Source organism: Arsenophonus nasoniae, assembly GCF_004768525.1.
In the GTDB taxonomy this organism is placed as follows: domain Bacteria; phylum Pseudomonadota; class Gammaproteobacteria; order Enterobacterales; family Enterobacteriaceae; genus Arsenophonus; species Arsenophonus nasoniae.
Genome location: NZ_CP038613.1, coordinates 3,566,580 through 3,591,985 on the forward strand (window position 1 = coordinate 3,566,580; position 25,406 = coordinate 3,591,985).

Consider the following 25,406-nt stretch of genomic DNA (forward strand, 5'->3'; position numbering starts at 1 on the left):
CCTTCTTACGCTACACCAAACTGCTGGAATGCAATACTATTTTCTATTGCATAGTGTTCTTTGCCGGTAATTTGTTTAATTAAATAAGAATTACGATAACAGGCCATGCCAAGATCTGGCGTAATAAATCCATGAGTATGGAGTTCGGCATTTTGCACAAAAATGCGATTATGCTCATCAATACTGTAATTACGCCGTACGTCATAGCGTCCGTACTTATCCCAACAGATCTGGTCACGGATACCATCAATACATTTAGGTATTTGGTATTGATAACCTGTTGCTAACACAACAGCTTCCGTTGCCAGTGAAAATGCCGCTTGTTGCTCATGTTGACATAAATCTAATCGCAGTTGTTGTTTTTCATGATCATACTGTAGGTGTTTTAATTCACTGTTGGTATGTAATGCCACAGGCAGCTTGCCATTCAACCGTTTGCAATACAGCAGATCAAAAATGTCATTGATAAGTGAACTATTAATTCCTTTGTAGAGGGATTTTTGGCTACGATTCAGTTCATCACGTATGGTGTCTGATAGGTTATGGAAATAATCGATATACTCCGGTGAAGTCATTTCTAACGTTAATTTGCTATATTCTAACGGGAAGAAACGCGGCGAGCGCGTTACCCAATTCAGTTGATAACCATAGATATCAATCTGACTAAGCAAATCATAAAAAATTTCTGCTGCACTCTGGCCGCTACCGATGATAGTAATTGATTTCTTTTGCTGTAAACTGGCTTTATTAGCCAAATAGTTATCAGTTCGTACTATTTGCTCAGCAAATGGCTGGCAACATTTCGGTATATAAAGTGAAGGGCCGGTTCCTAATATGAGTTTTTTGCAGCAAAACTGATGACACTGTCCGGTTACCGTATCAACACAATGCAAGGTATAGCAATCCAGCGAGGGATCATAATTGATATTTTCTACCCGCGTATTAAAACGCAAATTGGATAATTGCTCTGCTGCCCATTGGCAATATTGGTTATATTCTTTGCGCAATAAAAAGAAATTTTCCCGAATATAAAATGAGTAAATACGTCCTTTTTGTTTGATATAATTGAGAAAACTTAATGGATGACTGGGTGATGCTAAAGTAACTAAATCGGCAATAAATGGCGTCTGCATCGAGGAGTTTTCCAACATCATTCCAGGATGCCAATCGAAAGCTGCATTCTGATCAATAAACAGGCTATTGATCTCTTTTATTGGTTGAACCAGACAGGCTAATCCCAGATTAAATGGGCCAATACCAATCGCGATAAAATCATAAGTCCTGGTTGTCATAATAACTCCTAACAAAATTGCTCCGTTTAAAAACGGGAATAATTATTTATTTACATGATGTCTTGTTAGTAAACGCTTACGATGTCAATAAGAAATTGCCTTGCTGAATAATGTTATTCATTATTTCTACCAGATGTTTTCGTTCTGTTAATGGATTAAGAAAAGTAAATTTCAAGTATTGTCGCCCGTTAATTTTGGTAGCAGCAATAATGCTTTCGCCTTCTCGGAATAAGGCCTTACGAATATTAGCGTTAAGATCATCAATTTGTTCTTGTGACAGAGATTGCGGCGGTATGAAACGAAAAACTAACGTGCTGAGCACGGGTTGATGAACAACTTCAAAATGGGAATTTGCTACCATTAAGTGGTAGGCGATTTGTGCAGTATCCAACACTTTGTCAAATGCCAAACCCAATTGTTCCGCTCCCATCATTCTCAGGGTCAGCCACATTTTTAAAGCATCAAAACGGCGGGTTGTCTGTATACTTTTATTTACCAAATTGGGAATTTTTTCTTGTTCAGCACTTAACGGATTCAAATAATCTGCATGATAGGTTAAGTGACAAAAATGCTGCCGATCCTTAATAAAAAAGGCACCACAACTGACTGGCTGGAAAAATGCTTTGTGATAATCGATTGTAACAGAATCTGCCTGCTCTATTCCCTGAAGTAAATGAGAATGACGCGATGAGACTAATAATCCACAACCATAAGCCGCATCAACATGCATCCACAAACCATATTGTTTGGCTAAATCGGCAATAGCGGGGAGCGGATCAATACTGCCAAAATCGGTAGTTCCCGCCGTGGCTACCACAGCAAATGGAATATTTCCTTCAGCAAGGCATTGTTGAATACTCGTTTCTAACGCCTCAATAGACATACAGAATTTATCATCATGAGGCACTGAAATAATAGCTTGATAACCGAGCCCTAACATAGCCGCTGCTTTTTGGGTACTAAAGTGACTGACTGATGAGGTTAATATGCGTAGCTTACGAAAATCGTCCGGTAAGCCATGGATCAAATTTTTATGTTGTCGATCACGCTGACAACAAAACCAATCACGAGCCAGTAGCATCGCCATAAAATTGGATTGCGTACCACCACTGGTAAAAATACCATCAGCATCTTTACCTAAACCTAGCTTATCCACGGTCCAAGCAAGCACTTTTTGCTCAATTAAGGTTGCGCCGGCACTTTGATCCCAAGTATCCATCGATGAATTAATGGCACCAATCAACATTTCGGCGATCACAGCGGGTAATACTAATGGGCAATTTAGATGAGCAACATATTTGGGATGATGAAAATAAACTGCATCTTTAATATAAAGCTGATTTAATTCTGCTAAAACTGATGACCAAGAAGATAATGAATTATCTAAATTTACTTTTGAAAATAATTGAGATAACTCATGGGGCAATATTCCACTAAACGGAATTTGCGTCTGTTGTAATATTTCTTTTATCTTAATTATAACGTCATGAGCATTATCAAAATAACATTGTGCATTATCACGATTAAAGAAATAGGAATAAAAAAGGCTATCTTTAAAATAATCTTCCTTTATAAAAGAAGTTGTTGCTGATGGCAATTCAGCACACATTTTTACTTCAATAGGCATTGTATATCCTTACTCTTGTATAGTAATTTGCTAAAATAATTGCTCAACATTATTTTTAAATAGATTAAATGCCTTACATTAATCATTTAATAAAGCGGTACAAAACTAACAAATAATTATTTTTATTTTAAATAAGCAGTAAATTTAATAAATTAAATTGATGCCATCACCTCAAGAGGGCAATCATGGCAATTACCGACACCGGGTAATTTGTTTCTCTGACAGCAGCTACGCCGTTGTATGACATTATTTCTAACAATAATGGTACGATAAAGCGGGTTATCTTGCTTATTTAACATTTTTTTTTCAAAAAAAAGCATATTAATTAAATTATTATACTGATCCGCGTCTAGTTTTTCTTTGAAATTCATTAAATACCAATACATAATGTAGCCAATATTATTCCATAATAAACGGCCATTGATACCACGATAAAATTCTATTTTGTTAGAGACTGGAATAATATGCTGCTGTAATAGATCATGATAACGCTCTAATAAAGATAAAGGTTTAGCCATCCATGCTAGCTGATAATGAACAATATTAGGCCGACCACTGGCATGAAATTCAACGCGGAAACGATGATAACTGGTATTAATCGCCTGCGGATACTCTAATAGCATCAACATCATAGGCGGAATCACTAAGCCAAAATACCATTGAGCCCATAAAGAATAGAGACCCTTCTGATTAACATGTTGACTACTATTACCATAGTATTCATATTGATAGCGATCCATTAATGACAAAAACTGTTTTTCCTTTGACCATTGATAAAATTCCATACTATTGGTAGTTATATTTTCTGCATTCACTTTAAATGAAGAATTAAAATGGCTGAATTTACTATCAAATAACTTAGTAATATCTGCTATTTCAATTTTAGGTATAATAGCTATGGAACTTTGATTATTTTTATTTCCCATGCCATATTCTCCGATTTTCCAATTTTATATTGCCAATACTAAAATATAATAAAATATCTTGTTGGTTATTTATTGATTTTATATTTTGGAATAATTAGTGGTTTACCCGATTCAGGATCTGAAATAATGCGACAAGGTAAACCAAATACATTTTTAATATTCTGTTCGGTAATAATTTTTTCAGGTTTACCTTCAGCATAAATCTGCCCCTCTTTCATCATAATTAGACGCGAGGCATAGCGTAAAGCCAGATTAATGTCATGCAGTACCAAAACTAACGTTTTTCCTTGCTGATGCAAACGTTGGCAAAGATCAAGCATTTCAATTTGATGAGCGATATCTAAATAGGTTGTTGGCTCATCTAATAAAATGATCGGAGTTTGCTGAGCAAGTGTCATCGCAAACCAGACACGCTGACGTTGACCGCCTGATAATTCACTGACTAATTTTTGTGCCATAGGCCAAAGATCAACCGCCTTTAACGCATCTTGCACCGCCCGTTCATCTTCAGTTGACCACTGAAATAAAAAAGATTGATAAGGATAACGACCGCGGGAAACGAGTTCATAGATAGTTAACGGTTCAGTGATAATCGCGCCTTGCGCTAATAATGAGAGCTGCCGGGCAACCCATTTAGGTTTAGCGTGGAAAACATCCTTACCATCCAATCGAATTTCACCACACTGCGGTTGCATAATACGGCTAAAGGTTTTTAATAAGGTTGATTTACCACAGCCATTAGGTCCGATAATGACACTAAATTCATTATCATAAATAGCTATATTTACCTCTTTAATGATGCTTTTTTTGCCATATCCAACAGAGACATCACGGGCTGTCAGCCGTGAAGCAACCAAGGGAGAATGAGTGGATGATACCATTAGCTTATTCTCCTAAATTCCATATGCAATAAATACATTAAATAAATCCCACCCATTGCTGCCGTGACTAAACCTACCGTTAAACGCCCAGGCGTTGGCAATATTAACGTAATAAAATCAGCGCACAGCATTAATAAAGCGCCCACTAGCATCGAACAAAATAGCGCAACACCTTTATGCAAAATGATCCGCCTGGCAATTTGCGGTGCTGCTAGTGCCACAAAAGCAACCGGCCCAACAACTAATACGGACAGGGTGGCAAAAATAATCGCTATCAGTATGCTGATGATTTGCACCAAACGAACAGGAACACCGAGTGTAATCGCAATATCATTACCTAAACTGATATAGTTCAACTGCTTACCCAACCAAAACAGAATAGGTATAAAAACCAACATACCGCTAATTAGCACCACATCCTGCCAACCCCGATTAGCCAAACTACCACTTAACAGTGACCGAATTTGTTGTGCCTGCTCAATACGCGTATTCGAAATAGCAAAATCAACTAAAGCCATAGATAAAGCCGCAACAGCAATACCTGAAAGCACAATTTTAGTCGTTTGGATCTCGCCACTTACGGCACCATTAGCAAGATAAACCAATAATACGGCAACCACGGCGCCGCTCAATGCGCCAATAGAAACAGGTACGACATCTGGCCAGAATAATAGTGCCGCCATAATGCCAACAGCGGCGCCGGCATTAATCCCAATAATATCTGGACTTGCTAATGCGTTACGGGTGGTGATCTGAAAAAGCGCACCGGAAAGCGCCAGCGTCATACCGGCACCGATGGCAACTAAAGCTCTAGGTAAACGGATCTGCAATAGAATAAATTGCTGATAGCGGGTTTTTATCTCTAACCAAGGATTATCCAACCCTTCTCGCCCAATGGCTAAAGTGAGATACAAAAACAATACTAACAACAGAAGTAAGAATAAAATTCTACTAGATGTCTGCCATGACGGAGTAATAAATCGTATATTGGCGACACCAAATGTTTTAGTGCTCACTTTTTTCGCTGACAAATCGATCTGCATCATATTTTACTCTATCATTCTGCTAGCGGTTGGTTTTTTAGCTACCCAATAAAGCAAAGGAGCACCAATTGCTGCGGTGATAATACCGACCATCAATTCTTCTGGTGCAATGACTAACCGTGCTATCACATCAGAGATTAACAACAAACATGAACCGGCAAACATGCTATAAGGTAACAGCCAACGGAAATCACTGCCTATCCAGGTGCGCATTAAATGGGGCGCGGCCAAACCGATAAAAGCAATTGGACCTGCCATTGCGGTTGCTACAGCGGCTAGCATGCTGACACTTAATAGCGCCAATAGACGGGTACGCGCAACATTGCCGCCGAGCGAATGCACAATGCCATCACCAAAAACCATAATATTTAATGCCGCACTCAGTGAAAATGTTAAACTAATAGCCACTAATAAATAGGGGATTAGCCAGCCAGCTTCAGTTAATGACATTGAATTTAAAGCGCCCATACTCCAAAAACGATAATTATCCATCGCTTGGGGGTTGATTAGAATAACGCCCTGCACTAGCGCTAATAAACAAGCATTGATAGCAACGCCAGTTAAGATTAGCCTTACCGGATTGGTATTACGACTACTACCACTGATAAAATAAAACAGTAAAGTTGATAAACTGGCACCAATAAAAGCGGCCCAAAAATGTGAGACATTGGTTAATGCAGGTACAAAAGAACAAAAAACCACTGCGGTCGCGGCGCCGGCGTTAATGCCTAATAAACCGGGATCACCAAGCGGATTACGTAGCAATCCTTGCGCCACTGCGCCTGCTAATGCTAATGCAGCGCCGGCCATTAACCCAATAAAGGTGCGTGATTCTCGAGCGTTAATGACTAAATCATAATAATTAATTTGACTGTTATAGCAATAATGTTGCCAAACGGCTGATAATGGCAAGGGTTTTGAACCAAAACTTAAACTGGCCAAAATACAAAGGCAGGTTAATAGCAACATTAATATTAATCCCAGCAGGCGGGAAATTCGTCGTTTAGGGTTTATCATATTTAGCTAACTCCTGCTGCAGTAATGACATAAATTTTGGTAATCCCCAGCGTAAACTCAGTGGTGAGCCATACGACATCGACATGACCAGCGTTTGATCCGTTAATGGCATATAGACTCCCTGACGAACTGCGCGTATCGATTGGAATAGCGGTAAAGATTCGGTCTCTTGTCGCTCTTTTTCGCTGTTATACCAGGTTAACAAAATATCAGCATCATTCAGTAAGTCGGCATTTTCTAGACCAATATTGACAGCAAAATTACCAAAGGCAGCGGTGACTGTTTTTGCCAATGGCAATAATGACAAGCCTATATGAACCAAGGTGTCAACCCGCGGATCATTTTTTACATAAATGGATAAACTATTGGCGGTTGTCCCTGCCTTAATATAGGCAAACTGATAGTCTTGTATATTAGGAATACGATGACCGGCTGCGGCTAACATCGCATCAAGTTCAGCACATAATTTCTTTCCCTGCGGTTGTTTATCCAAGGCATTAGCAATTAATTTAATTTGCTGTTGTGGTGTTGTTTGCCATGGTTTAGCTGGATAGGTCACCACAGGCGCAAAATAAGATAAAGAGTTAAAATCCGCTTGGGTGATGCCAGATTGGGTTGCCAGAATTAAATCAGGTTTTAATTTTATAATTTTTTCTATATCCAATTCAGGATACATTTCAATGATCACGGGTAATCGAGCGCCACGCCGTTCAACCTCTTCCTTAAACCAGGGTAAATATCCTTGTGCATCGCCCCCCCAGTAATGAGATTCAATCGCTATAGGCACGATCCCGAGTGCTAATAAGATATCCTCACTACCACTTCCCAAGGCCACAATCCGTTGCGGCTGTTGGTTAATTTCTGCTTTCCCTAGCGCGGTAATAATCGTTTTGGGATAGCCAATAGTATCTGGCGGTAAATTTGTTACTACCGGCGGTTTATCACAAGCGGTTAATAAAATTATCAGCAATATTAATGGTACTGTGAACCCCATTTTATAAGATGCTAATCGTTGTCGCAGCAGTACCATTATTGATAACCTTTAAATCTATTATTTAATTAAAACTGATAATTTAGCGTCGCTTCAATATTACGCGGAGCACCATAATAATATTGTTTGTAATCACCAAATTGCGTGTAATAAGTCTTATCAAACAAATTATTCAAATTAACCGTTAGCGAAAGCGCCGGTGTAAATTGATAACGTCCCATTAAATTAACAACAGCAAAGCTCGCTTGTTCAACCTTCACTTGCTTCTTAACCGGCCCATCGAGCAGTTGCCAAGTACTACCTTGCCAGTTAACACCACCGCCAATTGTCAGATTGCTCATTGCACCCGGCAACGTATAAGTGGTAAACAGTTTAAATAATCTATTTGGTATTTCTCTATTGATCCGTTTTCCATCCCTATCTGTGCCGCGGAACTGAGTATAACCGGCATAAATTTTCCAATCATCAGTGAGCTGACCGCTGACTTCAACTTCAAAGCCTCGGGTTTTAACGCCATCAATAGCGTAATAAACTCTTGAGCCATCCGGGCGTGGCGGCGCATTACTATCTAATTGGGTAAAGTTATTCTGCCGGATCTCAAATAGCGCTAATGAATAATCGACACTATTATCCATCGCAATACCCTTTATTCCTAGCTCAAAATTTTCTCCGCTAACCGGTTTAAGTAGTTGCCCATTGCGATCAACCCGGCTTTCTGGATCAAAGATTTGGGTATAACTACCATATATAGAGATATCTGGCGCAATATCGTAAATTAATCCACCATACGGCACAAATTGATCGCTATAACTGCCATTTTTGGGCTGATTGAAATCATCACCGCGGGTTTTCCAACTGGTTAGCCGGCCACCAAGAATGAGGGTTACAGGATCCATTAATGAGAGTTGAGTCACTGCATAACCCGCCGTTTGTTCAATATAGCCTTTTGAACCATAGGTACGAGACTTTGACCAAGAGGGTTGCGGATAATTCCAGTTAGATTCGCGAAAATCGCCTAAGGATTTACAAGTTTTCTTCAGCATACATAACGCACTGTAATAATCGTTTTGAAAATGCTGTTTTTGATAATTAATCCCAAAACTCGCATGATGGGTACGACTGAATAAGCCATAATCACCATTCAGTTGTAAATCAAAACTAGTTTGACGGCGACTACCATCAATCAAGGTCATACTCCCTGGATACATACCCTGATTATTGTTAGGATTGGGGTATCCGGTGGCCCATAATACTTTTTGATCGAGGGTATTATTATCGTAAGTAAACGTTCCTTTCATACTCCAATTATTAGCAAATTGATGCTGTAAGCTGGTAAACATTGAGAATGAACGAACCTTGGAAAATGCCCAATCCGGCGCATAACTGGTATGACGCTTATAATCGGTTTTACTTCCGTCGGAGAAGAAAATCGGTAAGCCGCCAAACATACCCTGGCGAGTGTGATTAAATTGGTAATCAGCACCTATTGTTAACAAGGTATTAGCAGTTAAGTCTATCTCGACAATGCCATAAAATGGATATCGTTCATGTTGTTCACGATCAATAAAAGCATTGTTGCGTTGGTAAGCGGTAATAAATCGCCCTCTCACCGTACCTGCCGCATTTAAAGGCCCAGACAAATCAAGCCCGGTTCTCCACTTATCCCAGGAACCGACTGCCATCATCACTTCGCCACGGAAATCGCGAGTTGGTCGCTTACGGATCAAATTTATTACTGCTGAAGGCTGGCCTGGCCCGACCATTAAACCGGCCGCACCGCGAACAACTTCAATCCGATCAAATAAGATTGTATCCAATAAGTTATCGCCATAATTAAAGCGCGTATCATAATAGGTCGCTACACCATCACGCAGAATATTTTTAATCCGCATTCCCCGCGATGTAAAACTAAAACGATCGCTATCTGATTGCCGCACACTGATGCCAGTAATATTATCCACTGCACTGGTAACATTCTTAAGATCCTGATCTAGCATTCGTTGCTTGGTAAGCACACTCACACTTTGCGGTGTTTCACGCGCCGAAAGATTTAATCCGGTGGCGGTTGACATCGATGAAGTATTATACATTTTGCTGTCTTCAGTGATGCCTGTTGCTTCTGCTTTGCCGGTTATAATAATAATATCGTCATTTATAGCCGACTTTTCTGCGGCTAAAGCAGAATTGTTCCCTGATATAAATAGTGGCACCATCAAAGATAATATCTTCTTCAATGTCACCCTATCATGATACAAATGTGGGTTAACCATTTTCTCATCCCATCCCTAAAATTATTTATTGTTATAATCAGTTCGATATTGTTATTGTCTTGTTCATCTGCACCGTAACTGCATAGTTATCACGGAATGCATAGAGTGGATTACGCAATTTTTCGGCGAATTTCAGATTTTTTTCTCGATCATCAAGATCGATCATCTGCTGATTATTCGCCATTTGTAACCGATTCAAACAAATACGTACAAAATCCGGCTGAAACAGATCAAACTTCTCGAATTTTTCTATTTGTTCTAAATGTTGTGATTGGTAGTTATAGATACACTGAGCCACTAATTGCCAAAAATGACTTTCCGCGAAAGAAAGATGTTTTTGCAGTAGGGGGACGAGATAACGGAAAAAACAGTCAAAAATATCCAGCAGAATATAGTTAATTTTCATCTCATCTTTGACTTTAACATGAAGAAAATCAATTTCTTTGGGTAATTGAATATCACTATTTAAAATAGCGATCTCTTCACCAATATCCTTCATTAACATTTTTACCGGTTGATTGTTTTCTAACACCAACATCAAATTTTCACCATGCGGCATAAAGACCAAATCATAGGCAAAAAAAGTATGGAGTAATGGTGATAAATAAACATCTAAATAACGTGAGATCCAATCTGCTACGGTAATAGCAGAATCTTCAATCAGTGCAGCAACAACAGCTTTACCTTGATTATCAAGATGTAATAATGAAGCCATAGTCATCAAACGTTGATCGCTGTTTAACATGGTCATTGGGCTTTCTCGCCACAATGCTGATAACATTTTTTTATGCGGATTATTGTTTTTAATCGCTATTTCAAAATAGGGATTAAAATAACCTATTGCTGCATGCTCACGCAGGATCGTGAACCCTTTTTGCTGTAAAAAATTATCAGACTGAACTAGATGATTAAGCCATTCATTTACACTGGGTGTCGTAACCATGCTATGTGGATCTAACCCACGCATAAATCCCATATTCAGCACTGATAGTGCCGTTTTGACATAATTTTTTTGCGGCTGGCTAATATTAAAAAAGGTACGAATAGATTGTTGAGCCAGATAATCATGATGACCTTCGCCCAAATAAACAATATCTTGATTAGCAATATCAGCAGCAAAACTAATTGCAATTCGATGTTTCCATTGCCAGGGATGTAGCGGCATTAAATAATAATCCGCTAAATCTAAATCTAATGTCTGCATATATTGGGCAAATTGCGTGAGCAAATACTTCTCTAATTCTTGTTCCATTAATGCCGAATACGAGAATGACGATAATGAGGAGAAAACGGTTTTATTACGATGGGCTGCAATCCAGACCAATTTGATTGGATTGGCGCTTTCTGGTGCGTAATGTAAATAATCATCAGCATCAAAACCGATCCTGCCATTATTTGCGATAAATACTGGGTGGCCCTCGGTCATCGCAGTTTCTACTATTTGGTAATCTGCTCGCACCAGATCATGTGCCGTTAATCGATTATTTTGATACTTAAACGCATAACCATAAAGTGTGCTGGATATTTCATCAAGATAGATAGGTAGCATTGAAGCAGAAATATCCAATAAGGGCGATAATTCAATAATAAGGGCGATGGCATCAATAACTTGTGGTTGGCCATTTTTACTTCTACTTATCGAGGTAGGATTAATATCTAAATGATCAAGTTGATAGCTTTGCGCTTGAAAACGATAGTGTGATTGGCCAATCTCAATCGAATAACTATCACCACAATTTAGTGGCTGAATTATTTTTTCGTGAAAAAGTTCACGCAATATTTTGGCGACTAGGTGCTGGTTTGCATATAACCAATTCTTTTTAGTCAGATGTGAAGTTTGTGATTTTACTTTTGTAAATAGTGAGTTCATTTAATAAAGCCCTTTTATTTACTATCCCTTTCAACATTCATGTATCAACATAAGCAATGGTGCTAAAGCTTAATATTTGATTGATTTATAAGGTGATAATTGAAACCTCTGAATATAGAAATTTGGATACAACCATCCAATTTTAGTTTTAAATTTTGCTCACTAAAATTTAATTATTTAGACTAATAGTTACATTAAATTATAATAAATTGACATTTGTTTACTTATGCAAATGATATAGAGAATCATTCTCATTATCAACCAGAAAAATATTAAGTTTATTAATCATTGTTATTATGAATAGAGAAACAACTAAGTAATGGCAGGTAGGCAACATATATATCAATGATATTTTAAATAATATCAACAATTTTGTTGCCTAGCCGAAAGATGGCAGGATTGGTTATTTTATTAAATACTCATAATTTTTATCATATATTGAATATGGTTACTTACATATTCAATAGCTGCTCAAAATTAATGTTTTCAAAACAGTCGACGCGTAAATCAGCACCGACTAAATTGTCTTGCGGCGATATGCCGACAGAAAAAATATTCGCTCTATTTAATGCTTCAATGCCAGCTTGTGAATCTTCAAAACCAATTGCTTCACTCGGCAATACATCGATTAAATTAGCAGCGGTTAAAAAAATCTCGGGATCCGGCTTGCCTTTAGACAAAGAGTGAGGATCAACAATGGCATCAAAATAATCTTTAATATTAAGTTGCTCAAGAATCATGGTAGCATTTTTAGATGCAGAGGCAATCGCACAAGGAATTTGTTTTTTTTTTGCTTGCTGAATAAAAGGCAATACTCCGAGTAAAATACTTTTCTCTGTCAGTTTCCTGAGTGATTGTACATAGTGATCATTTTTACGGTTCATCAGAATATTTTTTTCTGCCACACTAAAATCATCGACTTTATCACCATAAAGCAAAATTTTTTCCAATGACTCAACTCTGCTTATTCCTTTTAAGGTTTCATTAAACGTTGCATCAAAATCAATATCGATTTGTTTAGCCAGATATTGCCAAGCTTTAAAATGATAAAAAGCGGTATCGACAATAACACCGTCAAGATCGAAGATCATTCCCTTCTTCATGCAACTACCTCATTTTTATAATCAATATTGGCAATTTTACCGGCAGAAATCCGATATCCCTGCTTATTCACCAGTATTTCAGTATCGCGATCACAACTCACAAATAACTTCTCTTGAGTAATAAAAAATTGGTAATTAACACCTAAATGGCACAGTTTAAACTGGAGATGTCGCCAATGACTAGGTAATGAAGGATTGATCTCTAATAACGGTTGACGAATATCTACCCCACCATATGTCATAATTGTCATATTAAGGGTAGCGGCCATTACGCCAGTATGAATCCCTTCTGACGTGGTTCCACCTTGAATATCCTGATAATCAGAAAATAGCGCCTCTTTATATAATTGCCATGATAAAGCTGACAATTTAATATTTTCAGCCAAAGAAGCATGAACAACCCGAGATAATGTCGAGCCGTGGGAAGTACGAGAAAAATAATAATTGAAATTTTTTTCAACATAATTATCAGAGGTAGCATAATTCATTTTTTTTAATAAATTTTTTACAACGTCTTGACTCAGGTTATGAAATATCATTAGCAAATCTGCTTGTTTAGCCACTTTGTAATTATCAGCTGATTTCCCTTCAGCACGCAGTATTCTGTCCAACCGATAAATATTACCGTATTTATTGCGATATTTTTGCCAATCAATTTCTTTAAGGGCAAAATAACCATCAAATTGACCTATGATATTTTGCTCATTAATCGACAAGGCTAAGTTTTCTTTAATGGTTGTTAATTGCTGCCAGAAGTCAGTATCAATATCAACTCGATTTAAAATATTATTTAAGTCTTGTTTCGATAGAGACAAAACAATTATATCAATTTGATTAAATAACCATGCCACCATTAAATTAGTATAAGCATTATCCTGCAAACCAGCTTCTTTATTACCTAAACTATATTCATGAAATTCATCTGGTCCCATCACACCAGCAATATGATATCGATTGCTCGTCGCATCCCAGGCTGTTTTACTCAGCCAAAACTTGGCTATCTCGATTAATAATTCCAGCCCATAGTCGATCATAAATGGCTTATCACCCGTATTTAGCCAATATAACCATACATTATAAGCAATGCTTAAAGAAATATGACACTGTAAGTGGCTATGATCAGGATCCCATTGTCCTGTCAGCGGATTGATATGTAAGGTTTGCGTCTGCTCACTACCATCGTGACCCGATTGCCAGGGAAACATAGCTCCTTGGTAACCCGCTTGTGAAGCGGCCTGTTTTGCGGCAGGTAATCGCCGATAACGGTACATCAGTAATTGGCGAGCAGTTGTTGGAAAATGCATAATATAAAATGGCAGAATGAATATCTCATCCCAAAAAATATGCCCTCGGTAAGCTTCTCCATGTAAACCTCTAGCAGTAACAGAAACATCTAATTTATGTTTGCCATTTGTTAAAGGAGAACAAGAGGCTAATAGATGATAGGTATGTAAACGCAGCAGTTTTTGCGCCATCATATCACCAGCAATGACAATATCACTTTCCCGCCAAAGCGTTTGCCAGGCAAGCTGACTTTCTGCTAACTGAGCGGCAAAGTTAGGTAGTTGCCATGTATCTACCTGCTGCCAATCTTGTTTAAAAACAGTGGAAATTGCGATAGCTACATTTTTCTCTAACCGATAACAGTTGCCTTGCTCCGCAGAAAAAACGACTTGTTGAACAATACTATTTTCATTTATCCTATTTTCGACACTATCTGGCGCAAAGAAATCACCGCTAATTTCTGTCGAAATACCAATACCTATTTTACTTTGATAGGTTCGCGCTAATAAATAGGTTTTATGTTTATCAGCAATTAAATCTTTTATCTCATAATGATAAGAATTGAGCGAACGATAACGTTCAACACCATAATTAAACGTTCCGCCATCTGTTTTGGTACAAATAGTTATTTGATCAGAAAAGTTTAACGGACAAAATTGATACTCAATACTGTAGTGTGTCATTCTTGCCATATTAGTAAATTTTCGGCAATCTATTTTTAAGCGACGCCCTTCTTCATCTTCAATTTGTAATTCACTCGATAAAATCCCTGTCAGAAAGTCTAATCGACGATAAAGAGAAATGACCTTAAAATCAGTAAGATTAACAAACTTACCCTGGCCAATACGTAACGAGATATATTGTGCATTGGGTGCATTAACGAAATCTTCATTATGCACTTGGTGGTCATCTATTACCGAAATAGCTTGATTATAAAGCCCGGCAAGATAAGTTGCCGGATAGGTATCATCACTGATTACCATTTCAGGTAATGTACCCCTTAATCCTAAATATCCATTCGCTACGGTCAATAAAGACTCAGTGGTATATTCCGCTTTACCTGGATTATATCCGCAATAATCAATGCTCCAACCTATTGTTTGTTGTTTCTCTGCCAAAGTCTTTTTTAATGTTTCTTCACCATTATCAACCAAAGCCTCTGCTCGAACGAAAGGAACATTAAATATTTCAGCAAAACATTTCTCCATGTCAACGACATCTTCATCAGCAATTTTTATACAAAATGGCGAATAAAACGCTAACGCATCTCCTTTTAATATTCCCCCTTGATTATGGGGAAAATCTAATTTAATTTGCTTAATTAACGCTAATAAATCTAATTTTTTAATTTTCTGATAGGTTATCGGATAAGATTTATTATTCATTTGGGCTTGGTAAACCACTAATTCTTGTGGTTTAAAAACAACATGCAAATAATTCATATTCAAATTCACTATTAAAAATGTATTAGTCAAATAATCCTTTAATCAGAAATAAGTGTGCCTTTTCGTTGTTGGTAACGGTAAATCACTATCGTCAATATGATTGGAACGACAATCGCAATGATTGTTGCAAAAGAATAAACTAGCCAATAAATCGGTTGGATAGAAAGAATACCAGGCAGTCCCCCCACACCAATACCGTTCGAAAGTACGCCAAAGACACCACAAATAAAACCGGCAACGGCAGAACCTACCATAGCGCAGAGCAAGGGAAAACGATAATAAAGATTGACACTATAAAGCGCCGGCTCAGTAACCCCGAGATAAGCAGAAATGGCGGCCGGAATAGTGACTTCACGTTCATTTTCTTTACGACTGACAATAATAATGCCCACCACAGCAGAGGCTTGTGCAATATTAGAAAGTGCAATAATTGGCCAAATTGGCGTTCCACCCTGCGATTGCATTATCTGGAGATCAATGGCCAACGTCGTATGATGAACGCCACTGATTACTAATAGAGGATAGGTAAAACCAAAAATAGCAGAGCCAATTGGTGCAAAACCACCGAACATGACAAATCTGACTACTTCTGCAATTTCGTTACCAATCATTCGCCCTATTGGGCCGAGTATTGCATGAGCAACAAAAACAGAAATACTCAAAGTAACAATAGGAACAACCACAAATTTTAAATAACCAGGAACATAACGGCGTATGAATATTTCAAACCAACCTAAAAATAAGCCAGCAAAAATAGCGGGAATAACTTGGGCCTGATAACCTACTTTTTGAATAGTAAATAGACCAAAATCCCAAACAGCAGGTAACTGACTGCCTAAATTATAGGCATTCATTAATTGTGGTGAAACTAATGTAATTCCAAGAATAATACCTAATATCGGCGTTCCACCTATTTTTTTTACTGTTGACCAGCAAATTGCAACCGGTAAAAAATGAAAAATAGCCTCACAAGGCAGCCAAAGGAAATCATAAATCGGTTTTAGTGTAGGATAAAATGCCATTAATGGTTGATTATTTACTACTGGCATTTCGCCTAAAACATTTCTCAAGCCCAACAGCAAGCCGCCACAAATAAGCGCTGGCAGCAATGGAAAAAAAAATTTCAGCAAGATTGGTAATTAAACGTGTCCAAATTTTTGTCTTTTTTTTAATCGCTCTTTTGGACTCTCTTTTATTGTCGTCACAGTTTGTTATATCAAATTGTTCTTGAATGGCTTTATAATATTTATCTACATTGGTACCAATAACAATTTGTAGTTGTCCTGCTTGATTAAAACAACCTTTAACATCGGGTAGTTTTTTTAAATCCTCTATATTTACCTTTTCTGGTTCATGTAAAATAAAACGTAATCGAGTCAAACAGTGGGTAAAACTATTAACATTATTTCTACCACCAATCGTAGAAATAATCTTGTTAATATTAACATGACTTATTGTGATATTTTTTAACATAATTTCAATAATTTTATATTTTTACATAATAAAATATAAAATATCTCATCAATAATCATATTTCATAGAGATCAATCACAAAATAGATATAAAACAAAATGACTGTAATTTTTTGAAAAACTATTATTTATTTTGAATAATATAATGATAATTTTATAATTTTAATAAGCATCGGTATGAGAATTTTTCTTTTTTAAATAAATATAACTTACTTATGTCAATTTATCTTGAGAATAATTTTTTATTATTCTAATTATTTAGAATAAAACAACAGATAATGATTTTATGTCATTCAATTATCAACATAAATTTCTAAAAGAAATATTTATTAAATTAAAATAATATTTATATTAGCCATTAACTTTAAATATAAAAATTGAAATTTTACTAAAATTCTATTCAGAGATGTTATTACTTAGTTTCAATTATTTTAATAACATTTAGGATTAATCATTTTTTTGTTTTTATTTAATATTTTTAATAAACTGTTTATAGATATCTAATTAATATAAACTTTAATGTGTTAAAAAGTTGAAATATATTTAAAGTTAAATGACAAGTGTTATTTGAAAGATTTTTATTTGTATCTCAATTATAGCAAAAATTACTTTTATCCTTGTTGCAAATATTTTTATTCGATGCTTATCACAAAATATATTAATAATCATTAAAAAATAAGAAAATATTTATATTATACATGATAAATATTTTTTTATTCAAAGCAAAAAAATAAAAGATAGGGAATTAATATGCCTTATAAAAAAAGTTATGTTTATTTCATTTGATGCTATAGCTGTTTCAGGAATTACAGTTGAAGCAGCAAAATTAGCATGTTATTTAAATAATAAAGGATTTGAATCCTTTATTGAATTAGGCTATGACATAAAAATTGATAAAGGAAATTTTGCTAAACCCTATTCTTGTTATGAAAAATCAATTTTTGATAAACATTTTAAATTAGTAAGAATTAATGATATACATTTGTTAAAAAATTATACTCCTGAATTTATTGATAAAGTAAATAACTCTTTAATTAAATGTACGACAAAAATAAATTTAATAGAGAAAAATAAACTACTTGAACAAATAGATATTGTTGCCAATGAGTTATCTGAAATAATTTTTAAGATATGGAATAAACTGCAGATTACTCATCTGGTCATTGAAAATGGAACATTACCTGAAAATATTATTTATACTAAAGCGCTATATAAAAGTATAGAAAAATATGGCTCACAAAAAAATCTAGCCTGTTTTGTATTATGGCGAGATCATGACCTAATGTGGAACAGTGAAACATTATCAAAAAAATACGGCCAAGAACCTTGGCATTATGCAATAAAACCTATTAAATCAAAATATATAAAATACGTTACGTTAAACAATTCATTAGCTAAAAAACTAAAAGATTGGAGTAAGCAGGATATCAATATTGATGTTATGCGTAACACTTATTTATTTAATAATAATAATCATGATAGAATAAATATAAGAGATAGATTTAATATAACAAAAAATGATTTTTTAATCGCTAGAACCACTAGAATTATTCCTGAAAAAAAATTAGAAAGGGATATTTACCTAGTCAAAAAGCTTAACGATTTATATACAAAAAATAATAAATCATGCTCTATATATTTAATTATTGCTGGTGATGAAAAAGAAAATAGTGATTATTCACATTATTTAAGGAAATATATAAAAGAATTAGAACTAGAGAATTTTATAAGATTTTCTGGGCCACTACAACATGATTTTATAGAAAATGAAAACAATAAACCCACTATTCAAGACCTCTATTATTCTAGCGATATGGTTTCATTCTTAACATCCTATGATTATGATAGTTATGGTAATCCCATAGGAGAAGCAATTAGTCATAATCGTTGTTATATATCTACAAGTTACGAATACTATCATGAAGTTTATGGACAACATGGCTTTAAAACTGAATTAATGAATATTTCGCCAAAAGAAGATGGACTACCGGACGACGACTTTATCCAGCGAGTTTATAATTTAATTAATGATCAAAATAAGACAGCAGCTTTGGTAAAACATAATTTTAATATAGGAAAAAATTTATTATCTAATCAGGTAATAAATAAAATATTTAATATCTAGTATTAAAAATGAGATATTTAACCTTTAATATGGATAATTTATGCGTAAAGAAACCTTTATATCTATTGTATTCCCTTTTTATAATGAAAGTGAACGATTAGAAAGTGTCATAGAATCAATCTATAATCAAAAATTTAAATATAAACTATTTGATCTGAGTAATGCTGAATTAATTTTTGTTGATAATAATTCAACCGATGATTCTGTTAATAAAATTATTGCTTGTCAAAACAGATATAATAATCTTGATATTCATATTATTAATGAAAAAATTCAAGGCGTTTCTTCAGCAAGAAAAAAAGGAATGGATTATGCATCCCTACGAGCTGAAAAACGACGGGTTCAATTTAACAACTGGCAAAAACATTATATAGTTTCAGCTGATGCTGATTGTACTGTAGACCAATATTGGCTTGACGAACTTATCTATACCATGATCACCGAAGATGGTGATTTAGGTACCTGTAATTATTTTTATGAGAAAAATGATTTTATCGAGCGGCCTAATTTATATAAAGAAATAAATAAAACATTACGCTGCCGTGATTTTTCATTCTCCTTGTTTGGTGGCTTTCCCGATGGAAAAGGATTTGCTGTTGAAAAAAAAATGTATGATCTTGTTGATGGCATTGAAATATTTTACCAATTACAAAATGGTAAATTTGTCGAACATTTATCTGACGATTGGGATTTTGGCATAAAAGTTATTGCTTATGGTGGAAAACCAGTATATTCACCAAAATCATATGTAAAAATTAATAGTAGAAGAGTAGATACCTTATTATATGATGTTATTAATGGCATCGCCTATGGTGAAAATGGCGTTATTACGATGAAAGACGTAAGGCCATTAGATAATCAATTAAATCATTATCAAGATTTAAGCCTTAATGATGCACAACAAGCTTGGTTTTATTCAATAAAAGATTATATCCCGAAAAACATTATATTACCGGCGTTATTAAATCCTAATATTTTGATTAATAACCAAGAAGTTATTAATTTTTTCACACCTGAGGTTGCTAAGGATCTCTATAATAGAATTAATGAGATCAAAAATGAAACCAGTATTACTGATTTCAAACCCATACATTCTTACAAAACCCCCGCCTTCCGACTCTATTTTGAATTTAAAGAAGAGATATTTAACTCACTTCGCCGTTATGTAGGTGAAGACATCGGCTATCCGCCACCAATCCCTGAGTGCTTTAATGCTATTGATAATAAAGATTTTAATAGATTTGTTTATTATTTTTGCGAGGATAGAGAATCTGGAGAAGCACACAACTATTTTGCTAATGGTGGAGTGTTCTAATGCGAGATACCTATATTGCCTCTCTTAATGATATTGATGAAAAATATCCTAAACCAAATATATGCAATATTTTAAGTAAACAAGAAAATACAGATTTACTTGAATATGTAGTTAAGGATCCTTTTGGCTGTCATATTTTCCCCGGCGATATCGATAATTATCCCTTAACCTCATTTTATAATGATATGAATAAGGAAATAAAAAAGGCAGAAAATATTCATCTCTGGGTTTATATTCCAACTTGTCGTTATCGATGCCACTTTTGTCAGTTTCCAACCGTTATAGTGAACCCTAACACTGCAAAAGCTGATAGTTTATTTAAAGAAATTGTTGACCTTAATATTAAAGAAGCTACGTTTTGGTTAAAGCAGGTGCCAAATCTAACTAATGTGAGTATTGGCGAATTTAATATATTTGGCGGTACTCCCTCTCTTCTGCCTGATAGAGAATTAAAAAGATTAATAAATTTTTATAAAAATAATTTTAACTTCTCATCCACAACTATGCGATTTGAAGGAGAGCCTGGTAGTCTAAATAAAGAATATTTGTCGTTGTTAAAAGAACTTGGTTTTTCTAAATTATCCTTTGGTACTCAATCATTTCAGGATCATTTAATTAAAGCCTGTGGCAGAAAACACACTGCTGAAGAGTTTTTTAAAACCATTGCAGATGCTAATACATTAGGTTTTGAATTAATTAGTGTTGACCTCATTTATGGTTTATTCGGCCAAACTGTTGATGATGTAAAAAACGATATGGAAATAATAAAAAAACTGAATATTTCTCATGTTGTTTGCACTAAATTACATATGAAAGAGTTTATGGAAACAGTATCAAATGCGAGATTTAATAGATAAATATCTAGCTAGGGAATATAACGAACACCCGACAATGTATTTTTATAAGAAAAATACTTATCCTGAAAAATGGAAAAGCCTTATTACTGATCTTAATAAGCAATACCCTGAGATAGCGATCGGATTAGGTGGAAGTTCAAAATCTATCTCCTCTGAAATGATAAATATAACAAACTATAAACAATACAAAGAATCTATTATTAAAAGCCAACTACCTTGTCACTCCATTAGAGGTTTTTCAAACGATCAAAAAAGAATAAATGCTTTTAAAATGGCATTATCTAGCTTGATCCCGGTCGATGATAATGTTTATAAAGCAAAATTTGATGGAGAAAGTTTTTTTACCAATAAAACTATTAATCATGCTCTAACAAAATTACAGCTTAGAAAACTTATTTTCATTGATAATAACAGGTTTTTTTTAACTAAAGAAGCGGCAATATTAATTGAGTCCATTATTAATACCCAATTTTGTTAACATTATTTAATTAAAAAAATCAACACTATTTTTTGATGCCGTATTTTTCTGGCATATCTGTAATCATAATAACGTTATTATGGCAACAGATTTATAACTCGTTATTAATAAGTAGCAGCCAATACTCTACCATGACACCCTATCTCATTGGCAGCGAACATTATACTGGATGCCTAATGACATAATGTTTGGCACGAGGCCATAGCCCGTTATCTACGGCAAAATGTAAGGAAATTATTCATGGAAAAAAATATAACTCGCCCTTACCCGTTTTCAGTCTGTATTACGTTGCAATCGATACCGAGGCAGGTATTACAACAGAGCAATTCGAAACATTCGTTCGCCAAAAAGGTGTCTATCTTCCATGTTATCCAGGTTGGCGCTGGACGCTATTGCGAGGTCTGCGCGGCAAGCGAGTTGGACAATACCTGATGCTGTTTGAAATAGACAGTGTTGAACATCGTAATCGCTATCAATCCAATGACGGCAACAAAACAGAATTAGCGAATCAATTCTGGCAAGAACAACCACAAAAAATCCATCAAATCCTTGCCGAATGGCAACGTTATGGTACTTTTAGTGAAATTCCAACTATTTATACTGATTATCAACTACTGGCTGAAAATAAAAAAAGTACCGTCTGTTATGGCCCACGCTATATGGAGCGACCTAACCAAGAGACTATTGCCAGAATAATAGGGATCCACAACTTAGCGCTACGGCCTGGAGTTAAGGCAGAAACTTTTGAAACTTTTATTGCTGAAAACCATCATCGAATAGAGGATTATCCAGGATGGAAATTTCGCTTATTAAAAGGTGAGCGCGGAAACCGTCTAGATCAATACGTGGTAATGATGGAGATTGAAAGTCTTGCAGCTCTTAATCTATTTTATCCCAAACCAGATATAGCCACTGATAACGCTTTTCATTTTGCACGGGCACATCAGGACACTAAACTTATGTATAAAGAGTGGAAACAATTTGCCTCTTTCTCCGGCTCTCCCCAAATTTATACTGATTATTTGTCAGTAGCGGAAAGTTTAGGTTAAATTAATAAACCAGAAGTTCGACTCGCAGTGATCAAGCTCTATAATCAAACCATCCCTGCTTATCGCTGCTTGGCAATATCATTATCAATGATGAAAGATAGTCGATTTAAAAGTGCTAAATAATAAATTTATTAATATCTTAAAGTATAAAAATTATTTAAACTGTTAATTACTTATCACATGAAAATTAATATTTGTATAAGCTATTTAAAAAATATATTTTTGCTAGCTAAAGTTTTGTTTTTTATAACATCAATAATGTGATTCGTTATAAAAATAATAATTATCTAAATTACCATACTTAATTAATCATTATATAAAAATTAAATTATTTTAAAATAATTTTTACATTTCATTATTAAAAAACATTTATCTTACAAAATTTTAAGATTATTGAATAAAGGATTATATGAATTGTAATTACTAAAAAACAGTCTTTTAATTAAAGAGTTAATTTATTATTTTATTTAAATTAATATATCTATGAATCATTAAAATAACAAAATAAATTATAATAATTTATTAAAATCATAATTAAATAAAAACTGACAATAATTAAAATTCAATAATTATCGCTCAAGAAAACAATAAATATCATGTAATAAATAAAAACCAGAAGATAAATTTCAAATAGAAAGTTCATACAGAAAAACTGCTATATTATATATTTTTGGTTTAATATTAGATTCCCTGGTGTTTATTACATCATATTAATCACATATTAAATCGATAAGCCATTGTAAAGATTCTTTTTTTTCAGCCTTATAATATAATTTGCCACGAACTTCAATATTGAAAGGTGCGGGAGGAATAGCAAAATTCACTTTATGTTGCTTACCTAATGATATATTTTTATTGGATTTAGGAATAAACGAAATACCTTTTCCATCGCCTAATATCTGAAAAACATCATCAATACTTGGAACTGAAATTATATTTTTTTTATGCTTATCCATTAATAGATTTTTTATTCTTTCAAAACCTTTCGATAACAACATACTTTCTGTTTGTATAATATTATTATTAAGCAGTAATTCCATTTTATCTTTATAGCTATTTATAATATCTTCAGCCGCACCTAACTCTAACTTAGAAGATAGTGCTAAGCTTTCAATATTAGCAGGTAAATTCTCCTCTTCTCTTGAACCAATAAAAATATCTGCCTGAATACGACATATAATATCTGATATTAAATGATTAGAATACTTCTTAATATCAACAAGAATTCCCGATTCAATTGAGTCTATTTTTGATATTATTGATGCCAGATCAGGAAAATATGCATCATCTGTCGCTATATTAATAACAGACTCTTTTTTACTAGAAAAACCTAACATTAATTTTTTTGTTGTAGCACTTACATCTTGATAATGTGGAAATAATTCTTGATATAATTTTTCCCCATTAGAAGTTAATCTTGCTCCTCTTCCTGAGTGTCGAAAAAGTTGAACACCTAACTGCCCCTCTATTTCCTTCATTCCCTTACTAAGGGCAGAAGGAGATATACATAACTCATCTGCCGCTTCTTTAAAAGTTCCTTTTTGGGCAATAGTTATAAATTGCTCAACTCTTTTTGAGAAAAACATATTATCTCCTATATGAAAATCTGATAAAAATAAATTTTTTACGAAAAACATATTATCTTCTCTATAAAAAAATTAGATAGAAGCAAAATTTTATTAGAAAAACAACTCAAAACCTATAAATAATCAGTTCAATAATTTTTATATTTTTAGAATTCTCAATGTAATAATATATAGTGTAAGCTTTTATTTCATCCTAATATAGCTACATATAACTTCTCCCTATCATTTGTTATTACTTCTTATAACTTATAAATAATAAAATGTCACATACCTTTTTTTCATTTATTGTTTACTTATCATAAATTTGTAATCATTTATAAGAATAATAATGAAATTTTTAAAATTTATCATATTTAACAACTTATAATAAACTGTATAAAAATACATATATTTTGTATTTTTAAAAAATAGTAATTATGACATTGTAAAATTAATAATTCTTAGTGCATTTAAATAAAAAAATAAATAACTAGAATATATACATTACAATTAACAAATTGTAATGTATATTTTATTTTACTACAGTACATCACAAGATTTTTAAATTTAATAAAATTTGTAACAAAAGATTATGAAATAAGTTTTTTGTTATAACATTACCTTCTTTGATTTATTGATTAAACACCAAATACTAGGTATTATAATATTAATGTTTATATTATAGAGTTAATTAAAGATAAAAACTTTATTGTTAATATAGAATATAATTAATTTCATATGAAAAATGAACAATTACTCATCTGGATTATATTTCTATAGATACGCTTCTTATTTT

General features: G+C 34.1%; 17 protein-coding genes and 1 pseudogene. 5 read left to right on the plus strand and 13 right to left on the minus strand.

The annotated features are described in order from the left end of the window. Positions 1 to 5: 5 nt before the first annotated feature. The 12 genes and pseudogenes from ArsFIN_RS17980 to treB all read right to left on the minus strand — a co-directional run bounded on the left by ArsFIN_RS17980 (position 6) and on the right by treB (position 17,222). The gene (locus ArsFIN_RS17980; protein WP_026821419.1) at positions 6 to 1,292 is read right to left on the minus strand and encodes a lysine N(6)-hydroxylase/L-ornithine N(5)-oxygenase family protein; all 1,287 of its coding nucleotides are present in this window, start codon (positions 1,290 to 1,292) and stop codon (positions 6 to 8) included. A gap of 76 nt (positions 1,293 to 1,368) precedes the next feature. Then, positions 1,369 to 2,901 carry a pyridoxal phosphate-dependent decarboxylase family protein gene (locus ArsFIN_RS17985; RefSeq protein WP_167876717.1) on the minus strand — a complete coding sequence of 511 codons (1,533 nt, stop codon included), beginning with the start codon at positions 2,899 to 2,901 and terminating at the stop codon, positions 1,369 to 1,371. Between the two features lie 170 nt (positions 2,902 to 3,071). After that, a complete protein-coding gene (gene fhuF / locus ArsFIN_RS17990; RefSeq protein WP_034249121.1) occupies positions 3,072 to 3,845 on the minus strand; it encodes a siderophore-iron reductase FhuF in 774 nt (257 codons plus the stop codon). 65 nt (positions 3,846 to 3,910) lie between these two features. Then, positions 3,911 to 4,726, minus strand: a complete 816-nt coding sequence (locus ArsFIN_RS17995) for an ABC transporter ATP-binding protein (protein WP_034249119.1) — start codon at positions 4,724 to 4,726, stop codon at positions 3,911 to 3,913. Next, complete coding sequence (locus ArsFIN_RS18000; protein WP_051296896.1) at positions 4,726 to 5,772, minus strand: FecCD family ABC transporter permease; 1,047 nt, start codon at positions 5,770 to 5,772, stop codon at positions 4,726 to 4,728. Before ArsFIN_RS18000 ends, ArsFIN_RS17995 begins: the two co-directional genes overlap by 1 nt. 3 nt (positions 5,773 to 5,775) lie before the next feature. Beyond that, positions 5,776 to 6,786 (minus strand): FecCD family ABC transporter permease, encoded by a 1,011-nt coding sequence (locus tag ArsFIN_RS18005; protein WP_026821414.1) that lies wholly within the window; start codon positions 6,784 to 6,786, stop codon positions 5,776 to 5,778. Further along, a complete protein-coding gene (locus ArsFIN_RS18010) occupies positions 6,773 to 7,816 on the minus strand; it encodes an iron-siderophore ABC transporter substrate-binding protein (protein WP_034249117.1) in 1,044 nt (347 codons plus the stop codon). Before ArsFIN_RS18010 ends, ArsFIN_RS18005 begins: the two co-directional genes overlap by 14 nt. 29 nt (positions 7,817 to 7,845) lie before the next feature. After that, positions 7,846 to 9,990, minus strand: a complete 2,145-nt coding sequence (locus ArsFIN_RS18015) for a TonB-dependent siderophore receptor (protein WP_407062042.1) — start codon at positions 9,988 to 9,990, stop codon at positions 7,846 to 7,848. A 94-nt stretch (positions 9,991 to 10,084) separates the two neighbouring features. Next, a complete protein-coding gene (locus ArsFIN_RS18020; RefSeq protein WP_026821411.1) occupies positions 10,085 to 11,917 on the minus strand; it encodes an IucA/IucC family protein in 1,833 nt (610 codons plus the stop codon). A 452-nt stretch (positions 11,918 to 12,369) separates the two neighbouring features. Next, positions 12,370 to 13,020, minus strand: a complete 651-nt coding sequence (gene pgmB, locus ArsFIN_RS18025) for a beta-phosphoglucomutase (protein WP_026821410.1) — start codon at positions 13,018 to 13,020, stop codon at positions 12,370 to 12,372. Further along, positions 13,017 to 15,746 (minus strand): glycoside hydrolase family 65 protein, encoded by a 2,730-nt coding sequence (locus ArsFIN_RS18030; protein ID WP_026821409.1) that lies wholly within the window; start codon positions 15,744 to 15,746, stop codon positions 13,017 to 13,019. The genes pgmB and ArsFIN_RS18030 overlap by 4 nt, the downstream gene beginning before the upstream one ends. Before the next feature lie 41 nt (positions 15,747 to 15,787). Next, a pseudogene (treB, locus tag ArsFIN_RS18035) lies at positions 15,788 to 17,222 on the minus strand (PTS trehalose transporter subunit IIBC). Between the two features lie 768 nt (positions 17,223 to 17,990). On the opposite strand from treB, the gene ArsFIN_RS18040 reads away from it, so the two are divergent. From ArsFIN_RS18040 to ArsFIN_RS18055, 5 genes are all read left to right on the plus strand, one after another. After that, entirely contained in the window at positions 17,991 to 19,346 is a 1,356-nt protein-coding gene (locus ArsFIN_RS18040) for a glycosyltransferase family protein (protein ID WP_034249116.1), read from the plus strand. A gap of 40 nt (positions 19,347 to 19,386) precedes the next feature. Beyond that, positions 19,387 to 20,661, plus strand: a complete 1,275-nt coding sequence (locus ArsFIN_RS18045; RefSeq protein WP_026821407.1) for a glycosyltransferase — start codon at positions 19,387 to 19,389, stop codon at positions 20,659 to 20,661. Continuing rightward, on the plus strand, positions 20,661 to 21,518 hold the full coding sequence (locus tag ArsFIN_RS27720) for a radical SAM protein (RefSeq protein ID WP_246067285.1): 858 nt from the start codon (positions 20,661 to 20,663) through the stop codon (positions 21,516 to 21,518). Before ArsFIN_RS18045 ends, ArsFIN_RS27720 begins: the two co-directional genes overlap by 1 nt. After that, the gene (locus ArsFIN_RS27725; protein WP_246067287.1) at positions 21,499 to 21,996 is read left to right on the plus strand and encodes a hypothetical protein; all 498 of its coding nucleotides are present in this window, start codon (positions 21,499 to 21,501) and stop codon (positions 21,994 to 21,996) included. Before ArsFIN_RS27720 ends, ArsFIN_RS27725 begins: the two co-directional genes overlap by 20 nt. Positions 21,997 to 22,232: 236 nt before the next feature. Then, the gene (locus tag ArsFIN_RS18055) at positions 22,233 to 23,045 is read left to right on the plus strand and encodes a hypothetical protein (RefSeq protein WP_026821405.1); all 813 of its coding nucleotides are present in this window, start codon (positions 22,233 to 22,235) and stop codon (positions 23,043 to 23,045) included. Positions 23,046 to 23,755: 710 nt separating this feature from the next. Here the strand turns inward: ArsFIN_RS18055 and ArsFIN_RS18060 are convergent. Further along, positions 23,756 to 24,682 carry a LysR family transcriptional regulator gene (locus ArsFIN_RS18060; RefSeq protein WP_081700598.1) on the minus strand — a complete coding sequence of 309 codons (927 nt, stop codon included), beginning with the start codon at positions 24,680 to 24,682 and terminating at the stop codon, positions 23,756 to 23,758. Between the last annotated feature and the right edge of the window lie 724 nt (positions 24,683 to 25,406).

Bases quoted from the DNA above. Each gene is read 5' to 3' on its own strand.
- ArsFIN_RS18045 (WP_026821407.1), top strand. From the start codon at position 19,387: ATGCGTAAAGAAACCTTTATATCTATTGTATTCCCTTTTTATAATGAA.
- ArsFIN_RS17995 (WP_034249119.1), bottom strand. From the start codon at position 4,726: ATGGTATCATCCACTCATTCTCCCTTGGTTGCTTCACGGCTGACAGCC.
- ArsFIN_RS27720 (WP_246067285.1), top strand. From the start codon at position 20,661: ATGCGAGATACCTATATTGCCTCTCTTAATGATATTGATGAAAAATAT.
- ArsFIN_RS18040 (WP_034249116.1), top strand. From the start codon at position 17,991: ATGTTTATTTCATTTGATGCTATAGCTGTTTCAGGAATTACAGTTGAA.
- ArsFIN_RS18030 (WP_026821409.1), bottom strand. From the start codon at position 15,746: ATGAATTATTTGCATGTTGTTTTTAAACCACAAGAATTAGTGGTTTAC.
- ArsFIN_RS27725 (WP_246067287.1), top strand. From the start codon at position 21,499: ATGCGAGATTTAATAGATAAATATCTAGCTAGGGAATATAACGAACAC.
- ArsFIN_RS17985 (WP_167876717.1), bottom strand. From the start codon at position 2,901: ATGTGTGCTGAATTGCCATCAGCAACAACTTCTTTTATAAAGGAAGAT.
- ArsFIN_RS17980 (WP_026821419.1), bottom strand. From the start codon at position 1,292: ATGACAACCAGGACTTATGATTTTATCGCGATTGGTATTGGCCCATTT.
- fhuF (WP_034249121.1), bottom strand. From the start codon at position 3,845: ATGGGAAATAAAAATAATCAAAGTTCCATAGCTATTATACCTAAAATT.
- ArsFIN_RS18000 (WP_051296896.1), bottom strand. From the start codon at position 5,772: ATGATGCAGATCGATTTGTCAGCGAAAAAAGTGAGCACTAAAACATTT.
- ArsFIN_RS18020 (WP_026821411.1), bottom strand. From the start codon at position 11,917: ATGAACTCACTATTTACAAAAGTAAAATCACAAACTTCACATCTGACT.
- ArsFIN_RS18005 (WP_026821414.1), bottom strand. From the start codon at position 6,786: ATGATAAACCCTAAACGACGAATTTCCCGCCTGCTGGGATTAATATTA.
- ArsFIN_RS18010 (WP_034249117.1), bottom strand. From the start codon at position 7,816: ATGGTACTGCTGCGACAACGATTAGCATCTTATAAAATGGGGTTCACA.
- ArsFIN_RS18060 (WP_081700598.1), bottom strand. From the start codon at position 24,682: ATGTTTTTCGTAAAAAATTTATTTTTATCAGATTTTCATATAGGAGAT.
- pgmB (WP_026821410.1), bottom strand. From the start codon at position 13,020: ATGAAGAAGGGAATGATCTTCGATCTTGACGGTGTTATTGTCGATACC.
- ArsFIN_RS18015 (WP_407062042.1), bottom strand. From the start codon at position 9,990: ATGGTGCCACTATTTATATCAGGGAACAATTCTGCTTTAGCCGCAGAA.